This window comes from Skermanella sp. (assembly GCF_059503625.1).
The window spans coordinates 1-8671 of the sequence record NZ_JCACHA010000834.1; the positions used below are offsets into that span (position 1 = coordinate 1).

10 protein-coding genes are annotated in these 8671 nt (G+C 65.4%); 6 read left to right on the plus strand and 4 right to left on the minus strand.

The window, feature by feature from the left end; genetic code table 11:
* The first annotated feature begins 34 nt into the window (after positions 1-34).
* The gene (gene fabF, locus AC5JJ6_RS30085; protein WP_496045587.1) at positions 35-1300 is read left to right on the plus strand and encodes a beta-ketoacyl-ACP synthase II; all 1266 of its coding nucleotides are present in this window, start codon (positions 35-37) and stop codon (positions 1298-1300) included.
* 7 nt (positions 1301-1307) lie between these two features.
* Entirely contained in the window at positions 1308-2300 is a 993-nt protein-coding gene (gene mltG / locus AC5JJ6_RS30090; RefSeq protein WP_496045588.1) for an endolytic transglycosylase MltG, read from the plus strand.
* A 24-nt stretch (positions 2301-2324) separates the two neighbouring features.
* Here the strand turns inward: mltG and AC5JJ6_RS30095 are convergent, their stop codons facing one another.
* Genes AC5JJ6_RS30095 through AC5JJ6_RS30110 form a run of 4 tightly spaced genes read right to left on the minus strand, consistent with a single transcriptional unit; the run spans position 2325 to position 5959 of the window.
* On the minus strand, positions 2325-3026 hold the full coding sequence (locus AC5JJ6_RS30095) for an HdaA/DnaA family protein (RefSeq protein ID WP_496045589.1): 702 nt from the start codon (positions 3024-3026) through the stop codon (positions 2325-2327).
* Entirely contained in the window at positions 3023-4111 is a 1089-nt protein-coding gene (locus AC5JJ6_RS30100) for an AI-2E family transporter (RefSeq protein ID WP_496045590.1), read from the minus strand. Before AC5JJ6_RS30100 ends, AC5JJ6_RS30095 begins: the two co-directional genes overlap by 4 nt.
* On the minus strand, positions 4108-4668 hold the full coding sequence (locus AC5JJ6_RS30105; protein WP_496045591.1) for a CDP-alcohol phosphatidyltransferase family protein: 561 nt from the start codon (positions 4666-4668) through the stop codon (positions 4108-4110). Before AC5JJ6_RS30105 ends, AC5JJ6_RS30100 begins: the two co-directional genes overlap by 4 nt.
* A gap of 19 nt (positions 4669-4687) precedes the next feature.
* The gene (locus AC5JJ6_RS30110) at positions 4688-5959 is read right to left on the minus strand and encodes a DUF2066 domain-containing protein (RefSeq protein ID WP_496045592.1); all 1272 of its coding nucleotides are present in this window, start codon (positions 5957-5959) and stop codon (positions 4688-4690) included.
* Between the two features lie 49 nt (positions 5960-6008).
* Between AC5JJ6_RS30110 and purM the strand changes: the two genes are divergently transcribed.
* The 4 genes from purM to AC5JJ6_RS30130 all read left to right on the plus strand — a co-directional run.
* Positions 6009-7160 carry a phosphoribosylformylglycinamidine cyclo-ligase gene (gene purM, locus AC5JJ6_RS30115; RefSeq protein WP_496045593.1) on the plus strand — a complete coding sequence of 384 codons (1152 nt, stop codon included), beginning with the start codon at positions 6009-6011 and terminating at the stop codon, positions 7158-7160.
* Complete coding sequence (gene purN, locus AC5JJ6_RS30120) at positions 7148-7801, plus strand: phosphoribosylglycinamide formyltransferase (protein ID WP_496045594.1); 654 nt, start codon at positions 7148-7150, stop codon at positions 7799-7801. The genes purM and purN overlap by 13 nt, the downstream gene beginning before the upstream one ends.
* A gap of 107 nt (positions 7802-7908) precedes the next feature.
* On the plus strand, positions 7909-8049 hold the full coding sequence (locus AC5JJ6_RS30125; protein WP_211099189.1) for an aa3-type cytochrome c oxidase subunit IV: 141 nt from the start codon (positions 7909-7911) through the stop codon (positions 8047-8049).
* A 66-nt stretch (positions 8050-8115) separates the two neighbouring features.
* On the plus strand, positions 8116-8671 hold a 556-nt coding region (locus tag AC5JJ6_RS30130; protein ID WP_496045595.1), incomplete at its 3' end, for a GNAT family N-acetyltransferase.

Sequence of the window (8671 nt, forward strand, 5' to 3'; positions counted from 1 at the left end):
GTCCTATCCAAGGCAGAGCAGTTCAGGAAATATCATGAGACGTGTCGTCGTAACCGGTCTCGGGATGGTCTCGCCCCTGGGGGTTGGCGTTCAGAATAACTGGGAACGTCTCATCAAGGGCGAATCAGGCCTGCGCGCGATCACGTCGTTCGACGTTTCGGATCTGCCAGCCAAGGTCGCCGGGCAGGTTCCGCGTGGTCCGACGTCCGAAGGACTGTTCACCGCCGAGGACCACGTCCCCACCAAAGACCAGCGCAAGATGGACGAGTTCATCGTGCTGGCCATCGCGGCGGCTCACGAGGCGATCCGGGACAGCGGCTGGCAGCCGCAGACCGACGAGCAGCGTGAATTGACCGGCGTGATGATCGGTTCGGGCATCGGTGGCCTGAACGGCATCTACGACGGCTCGATCACCCTTCACGAGAAGGGACCGCGCCGCATCTCGCCGTTCTTCATCCCCTCCGCCCTGATCAACCTGGCCTCCGGCCATGTGTCGATCCTTTACGGTTTCAAAGGTCCCAACCACTCGGCCGTCACCGCCTGCTCTACCGGCGCGCACGCCATCGGCGACGCAGCCCGTCTGATCATGTGGGAAGACGCCGACGTGATGGTCGCCGGCGGCACGGAAGCGGCGATCAGCCGCCTCGGGATCGCCGGTTTCGCCGCAGCCCGCGCGCTGTCCACCAGCTACAACGACCGTCCCAGCGCCGCCTCTCGCCCCTACGACAAGGGGCGTGACGGTTTCGTGATGGGCGAGGGCTCGGGCGTCCTGGTTCTCGAGGAGCTGGAGCACGCCAAGCGGCGCGGTGCGAAGATTTATGCCGAGGTGACCGGCTACGGCCTGTCCGGCGACGCCTTCCACATCACCTCTCCGCCGGAAGACGGCAACGGCGGCTTCCGCTCGATGCGGGGCGCCCTCAAGCGGGCCGGTCTCGACCCGTCGGAGATCGACTACATCAACGCGCACGGCACATCGACGCCGCTGGGCGACGAGATCGAGCTTGGCGCCGTCAAGCGGCTGTTCGGTTCCGCGATCGAGACGGTGTCCATGTCCTCGACCAAATCGGCGATCGGCCACCTGCTGGGCGCCGCCGGAGCAGTCGAGGCCATCTTCTCGATCAAGGCGATCAACGACGGCATCGTGCCGCCGACGCTGAACCTCGAAGACCCCTCCGATAGCTGCCTCGGCGTCGATCTCGTGCCCCGGGAAGCGAAGGAAAAGCGGGTGAGGGCCGCCTTGTCGAACTCGTTCGGCTTCGGCGGCACCAACGCATCGCTGGTATTCCGAGAGTTCAAGTAGGTCCGGCATGGGGCTCGCCGTCCGGATCCTGGTCGGGGCGGTCGTCGTCGTCGGCATCGCTGCCGGCGCCGCGTTGTGGGGGGTGGTCCTGGTCAATCGGGATGGCCCCCTCGCTGCCGACACCGCCGTCGTCATACCGAAGGGCAGCGGGCTGGAGGCGATCAGCTTGGCGCTGTCCGACGCCGACGTCATCGACAGGCCTTTCCTGTTCGCGACGACGGCTAAGATCACGGGCGCCAATCGGGCGCTGAAAGCGGGCGAATACGCCTTTCCCGCCCATGTCAGCATCGCCGAGGCCCTGCGTATCCTCCAGAGCGGCAAGACCGTGGTCCGGCGCTTCACCGTGCCGGAGGGCCTGACGTCGGCCCAGATCGTCGCCTTGATCCGCGATGAGCCGGCGCTGTCGGGGGAAATCAAGGACCCGCCCGCCGAGGGCACCCTTCTTCCCGAGACTTACCATTACTCATGGGGCGACAGCCGGGCCGATCTGCTGAAACGCATGCAGACGGCCATGCAGACGGCGATCAAGGCGGCTTGGGACAAGCGCTCTCTCTCGCTCCCGATCGACAACGCGAAGCAAGCGCTTGTGCTGGCCTCCATCGTCGAGAAGGAAACCAGCGTTCCTGCCGAGCGAGCCAGAGTCGCCGGCGTCTTCGTCAACCGGCTGATCGCCAATATGCGGCTTCAGTCCGATCCGACCGTCGTCTACGCCCTGACCCAGGGCAGCGGCGCCCTCGGCCGAACGCTGACAAGGGCGGACTGGAAGTTCGAGTCGCCTTACAACACCTACATGATCGAAGGTTTGCCACCGACGCCGATCGCCAATCCTGGCAAGGCATCGATCGAAGCGGTCGTCAATCCGGAGCAGCACGACTTCGTCTACTTCGTCGCCGATGGTTCCGGCGGACATGCCTTCGCCAAGACGCTGGCGGAGCATAACCGCAATGTCGCCCGTTGGCGCGACATCATGAAACAGCAGGGTGAATCCGTCGGCGAATAGACGGACCACGACCGGACGATCCCGCTACGGTGTCCCGGAAAATCCTTCCCGCTCCAACACTCGCCGGGCCAGCGGCACGGTGATGCGCCGTCTGGCGGCCAGCGCCGCCGCGTCAAGATCCGCCACAAGGCGCCGGGCGGCGTCGAACGAGCGCTCCATATGGGTGACGAGGAACCGGATCACATCGGTTCCGACCCGCACCTGGCGGTCGGTGAACAGCTTGACCAGAATAGCCGCGAGCAGCGCGTCGTCGGGCAGACCGACCGCGACCGCCGGCGCGGCTATCATCCGCGAGCGAAGGTCCGGCAGGCGAATATTCCAGTGGGCAGGCGCCTTCTCCGCCGTCAGGAGCAGGTGTCCACCGCTCTCCCGTGCCAAATTGTAAAGGTGAAACAAAGCCCGTTCGGTTTCCGCATCGCCGGCTCCGCGCTCGGCGTTGTCGATCACGACGGCACGGGCCTTGTCGAGGAGGTCCGGCACCGCCTCCACTTTGAGATCGGATGGAGCGATCCTGGGGGCATTGGTCCGGGCACGCCATACCTGCGCCAAATGAGTCTTGCCGCAGCCGGCCGGACCGAAGATCACCAGCGCGGGGGCCGGCCAGTTGGGCCACAGGTCGAGCCACGCAACCGCCGCCTCGTTGCTGGAAGCGACAAGGAAATCGTCCTCTCCCATCGCGGGCCGATGACCCAGGTCCAGGGGAAGCTGTGCCGGCGTTTCCGTCACGGCCGCCACGTCTCTTCGGAAGAAGCGTCTCGGCCACCGGAGTAGTAGGGGCTGGCGATGTATTGCTGAAGCGCGAAGCGGATCAGGACTCCGATGACGGCGGCAACCGGAACGGCAAGCAGCACGCCGAGGAAGCCGAACAGACTTCCGCCTGCGAGCAGTGCGAACATGACCCAGACCGGATGGAGCCCGACCTTGTCGCCGACCAGCTTCGGCGTCAGGAAATTGCCCTCCACGGCTTGGCCGATCACGAAGATCGCGATCACGATCAGCACCGGCGTCCAGGTTTCATACTGGACCAGCGCAACGCCGACGCTGGCGACGAACCCGATCAGCGAACCGACATAGGGGATGAACGACAGCATGCCTGCGACCGACCCGATCACCAGGCCGAAGTTCAGTCCGAAAATTGACAAGGTGACGCCGTAGAACAGTCCCAGCACGAGGCATACTGTCGCCTGACCCCGGACGAAGCCAGCCAGCGTATCGTCGATCTGATTGACCTGATCCAGGATCGTCCCGACATGGTGGCGCGGCAGCCAGCCATGGATCGTATCGATCATCAGGTCCCAGTCCCGAAGCAGATAGAAGGCGACGACGGGCGTGATGAACAGGAGCGTCAGCACGTCGAACAGGGCGAACCCGCCGGTAACGATCCCGCGCAGCACGGTCCCGAGCCAGCCGACGGCATCGCCGGCGAACGAGTTCACGGCATCCTTCAGACGCTCGATGTTCTCGACCGAAAGCTCCGTGAGCATCCGCTCCACCGTCGGGATCCCGACCGTGCTGACCCAATTCACGATAAGCGGCAGCGTATCGACCAATTGTACGATCTGGGACTGGATCAGCGGCACCAGAAGAAGGACCGCGAGGACCAGCATCAGGACGAAGAACAGCAGCACGCATGTCGTCGCCAGCCAGCGAGGCGCTCCATACTGCTCGAGCCGGTCGGCTACCGGATCCAGGAAGTAGGCGATCGCCATGCCCGCCACGAAGGGCAGCAGCATGTCGCGAAGCATGTAAAGCGACAAGACGACGACCAGCAGCGTGATCAGCCAGAATCTGAGCTGCCGGCGTTGCGTCATTTCGTACCGCCAAGCCGGCTCAGCAGCCGGCTCCCCGTGACTATATACCCCAGCCCCGACCACGCCGTCGTGACCGCGACGACCCACATCATCCCGGCCGTGACCCATTTCAGATCGAAAGGCGGTTCGGTAAGGTCAAGACCGAAGGTCGACAGCACCAAGGCGACCAGCACGATCTGCATGGTTGTATTGATCTTGCTCATGAAGGAAGGCTGGATCGCGAACGGCTCCTTGAGCGTGTAGAGCAGCAGCACCCCGCCGACGATCAGTATATCCCGGAACACCACCAGGATTACCAGCCAAACCGGCAGATATCCCACATGTCCCAGGGCCAGATAGACGCTGACAAGCAGCGCCTTGTCGGCGATCGGATCGAGATACCCGCCAAGGGCAGTACGGGAGCGGAAGGCACGGGCGACGAAGCCGTCGACCGCATCCGACAATCCGGACGCGACGAACAGCCAGAACGCCCAGCCGAGTTCGCCTTCCAGGATCAGCCAGACAGCCAGGGGCACCGACAGCAGGCGCCCCAGCGATATGAGATTGGGAATGCTCATCCGACGTGCCTCCGCACCGCTAGGGTGCGGCGCGTCCGAAAGTGCGTCCGCCGTTGCCCTGGGCCGTCGAGCCCGTCCAGCGCAGCTGCCAGACCGGACCCGGCTGATAGACGCCGACCGGCTGTCCGGCCTGACCCATGACCGGCACGGGCGAAGCCAGCGTTCCCGGCGTGGCGGGCAGGCCTGCCTGGATGGCTCCCTGGTCGAGAGGCGGCGCCTCGGTCAGGCTGAGGTCCTGGAGCGCCAGGGCATTGGCGAGGACCTCGGGGCTGCCCCGGTAGTAGAGCTCGACCTTAGCGGCCCCCCTGGTCAGCGTCACAAGGTCTGCCCGCGATATGGTCGGCACCTGGGCGATCCGGCGCTTGGTCTGCACCCAGTCGTCCAGGCTGCCGATCGGAACAGCCACCTGCATCACCTGTTCGGGGCCGGCCGCCACGGTATTGGCCTGCCGCCACTTCTCCTCCAGCGACCGCACGACCGCGGCGACTCCGCCCGCCAGATAGGCGTCGACCGTCTGGCCGGGAGCCGCGGGAACGGTGACGGTGTCGCCGCGCTTGGTGCCGTCGGCGGCATAGCGGGTCAGCTTGACGGTATTGGGAGCGCTCGGGTCCGGTTCGGTTCCGCGCACGCCCAGCAGCGCCACCAGCACATCGCCGGCCTGATAGCGCTCGGCGATGGCCGAAAGTCCCGCCTGATTGCCCTCCAAAGCCGACGAGGCGCCGATGTCGGCGATGTCCGCCAGCTCTCCGTAGGGAACTATGACAGGCACCATCCCCTGTGGCGGCGGGAAGTTCTCCCAAGCGGCCCGCCAGGGCGTGCGGTCTTCCCACAGCACCGGACCCTTGCCGGACGCCTGATAGACCGGCAGCACCAGCACCGGCTTGCTGCGCGTCTCGACATAGCTGGCGCCCTTGGTCTGGAGCAGGGTGCGTACGTTGGCCGGACGGAAGCGTACGGTCAGGGTCGCCAGATACCGCACGGCGGAGCTGCGCTCGCGCTGCACCTCGAAGTCCTGGACCAGCCGGGCGACCTCGATATCGCTCAGCGCCGGCGACTTGGCCCCGGGCTCCGGGCTCAGGCGGCCGTAGAGGGTATCGAACGCCTTGCGCTGGGCCTCCGTGATCGCCTTGTCGCGCGCGGCGGCGGAGCTGTCGGCGGTCACGTCAACCTCGACGTCGCGGACGGTGTAGATATCGCCTGAATCCTGCGCCTTCAGCGGTGCGGAAACAGCCAGCAGGACGATGCCAACGGCAAGCCCGAACAGGCGTGCCAGCGGACGGCGGTGAAGCATTGCAAAGCCTTCCGTTTCGAGTATGTTCGGCCCATGATGCCGGCCCGTGATGCTGTTCTCGATGCGTCTCTCGAACTGGGACCGGCCCGGTTTATACCCCAGCGCACGTGAGGACGCCATCAGCACCACACCGAATAACACCGGCGACGCCTATAAGGATGCCGGTGTTGACATCGACGCCGGCGCTGCTCTCGTCGATGCGATCAAGCCGCTGGCGAAAGCCACCGCACGGATCGGCGCCGATGCCGGTCTGGGCGGATTCGGCGCCCTGTTCGACCTCAAGGCCGCCGGCTACAAGGACCCGATCCTGGTCGCCAGCACCGATGGCGTCGGCACCAAGCTGAAGATCGCCATATCCGCGGGCAAGCATGACACGATCGGGATCGATCTCGTCGCGATGAGCGTCAACGATCTAGTCGTCCAGGGTGCCGAGCCGCTGTTCTTCCTGGACTACTTCGCGACCGGCAAGCTCGACGTGGCTGCCGGCCGCGACATCGTGTCCGGCATCGCCGAGGGCTGCCGCCAGGCCGGCTGCGCGCTGATCGGTGGCGAGACGGCCGAGATGCCGGGCATGTACGCCGGCAAGGACTACGACCTCGCAGGCTTCGCGGTCGGCGCCGCGGAGCGCGGCCAGATCCTGACCGGGGCCGATGTCGCCGCCGGCGACGTCGTCCTCGGGCTGGCCTCCAGCGGCGTCCATTCCAACGGCTACTCCCTCGTCCGCCGGATCGTCGAGAAGGCCGACCTGTCCTACGAGGACGACGCACCGTTTCAGCCCGGCACCAAGCTGGGCGCGGCCCTTCTCACGCCGACCCGCATCTACGTCAAGCCGGTGCTCGCGGCCGTCCGCGCCGGGGTGGTCAAGGCGCTCGCCCACATCACCGGCGGCGGCCTGACCGACAACATTCCCCGCGTCCTGCCCGAAGGGCTGGGCGTCGCACTCGATGCCTCCGCGTGGCCGCTGCTTCCGGTGTTCCGCTGGATGGCCGAGTCGGCCGCCATCACCGACGACGATCTGGCCCGCACTTTCAACTGCGGCATCGGCATGGTCGTCATCGTATCGCCCGACAAGGCCGACGATGCGCAGCGGATTCTCGGTGAGGCCGGCGAGTCCGTCTATCGTATCGGCGAAGTTCAGCCCGCCATCGGCGATGTCGAGCGCGTGGTGATCGACGGAGTGGATACGGCGTGGCACGCCTGAAGGTCGGCGTCCTGATCTCGGGCCGGGGGAGCAATCTCCAGGCCCTGATCGACGCCTGCGCCGATCCCGCCTTCCCGGCTGAGATCGTGCTTGTGCTGTCCAACAAGGCAGATGCCTACGGGCTGGAACGTGCCCGCCGAGCGTGCATTCCCGCCGCCGTGGTCAGCCACCGCGACTTCGCCGACAAGCCTGGTTTCGAAGCGGCGATGGACGATGCGCTGAACGCCGCCGGGGTCGAGCTGGTCTGTCTTGCCGGCTTCATGCGCCTGCTCACGGCGGGTTTCGTCGAGCGCTGGCATAACCGGCTGATCAATATCCATCCATCGCTGCTGCCGTCCTTCAAAGGTCTGGACACCCATGCCCGCGCCATCGCCGCCGGCGTCCGCTTTACCGGCTGCACCGTCCATTACGTGCGCCCGGCGATGGATGAAGGCCCGATCATCCTTCAGGCCGTCGTCCCGATCCTGGAGGGCGACGATGACCACACGCTTGCGGACCGGGTGCTGATAGCCGAACACCGTTGCTATCCCGGCGCGCTGAAGCTGATCGCGGAGGGCAGGGCGCGGGTGGAGGGCGACCGCGTCTTGATTGCCGGCGGACCGGCCGATGCTCCCGAACCGATCCTGAACCCGCCGGTATGATCCCTGCGGATCGTTATAGTCGACGGTTTGAGCTTGCCAGGATGCCGGTAACCCCTTAAATCGGACCGACCTGGGATCGAATAAGAAAGCAGAGGTTGGAGATGGCCGTGGCCGATCAGAATGATGAATTCCGGCGGGAAGAATACCGGACTCATATGGAAACCTACGAGCGGTTCACGTCATTGACGAAGTATAGCGTCATCGCCGTGGTCGTGCTGCTGGTTTTGATGGCTATCTTCCTGGTCTGATGCGGATGCCGGGAGGCGTCTGCCGGTCTGACCAAACCTTTGGCGCAGCGGACGCTCCCGGCTCTTATGGCTCCCCCCTTCAATCCGTTCCGGATCGACTGGAACACCTGCACCTTCGGCCAGTGGGAAGCGCTGCTGGCCCGCTGCAAGCGCCCGACGCTGCTTCAGACATGGCAATACGCCATGGCTCTGGCAAAGACCGAGGGCGGCAAAGCCGATTTCGGCATCATCCACTTCGAAAACAAGCCGGTCGGCCTCGTGCAGGTCCAGACCCGGCGCTGGCTGCCTGTCCTGACGACCTGCAGGATCTATCGCGGGCCGCTCTGGATCTATGACGAGATCCCGGGGGAAATGCTCAAGCTTGTTCTCGGCATGATCCGGCAGCGCTATCACCTGCTCAAGGGCAGGCCGCTGGTCTTCCATCCCGAAATGCGGGACACGGAAACGGCGCGCAAGCGGATGAAAGCCTCCGGTTTCTATCGCCGTCAGGACGGCTACGAATCGGTCTGGCTGGATCTTTCGCCCGAAGCCGCGGCTTTGCGAGCCGGTCTCGACCGCAAATGGCGCAATAGGCTCAATCAGGCTGAGCGCAATGGACTGGTCCTGGAAGCCGACACGACGG

Bases quoted from the DNA above. Each gene is read 5' to 3' on its own strand.
- AC5JJ6_RS30105 (WP_496045591.1), bottom strand. From the start codon at position 4,668: ATGAGCATTCCCAATCTCATATCGCTGGGGCGCCTGCTGTCGGTGCCC.
- fabF (WP_496045587.1), top strand. From the start codon at position 35: ATGAGACGTGTCGTCGTAACCGGTCTCGGGATGGTCTCGCCCCTGGGG.
- mltG (WP_496045588.1), top strand. From the start codon at position 1,308: ATGGGGCTCGCCGTCCGGATCCTGGTCGGGGCGGTCGTCGTCGTCGGC.
- purM (WP_496045593.1), top strand. From the start codon at position 6,009: ATGCTGTTCTCGATGCGTCTCTCGAACTGGGACCGGCCCGGTTTATAC.
- AC5JJ6_RS30100 (WP_496045590.1), bottom strand. From the start codon at position 4,111: ATGACGCAACGCCGGCAGCTCAGATTCTGGCTGATCACGCTGCTGGTC.
- AC5JJ6_RS30110 (WP_496045592.1), bottom strand. From the start codon at position 5,959: ATGCTTCACCGCCGTCCGCTGGCACGCCTGTTCGGGCTTGCCGTTGGC.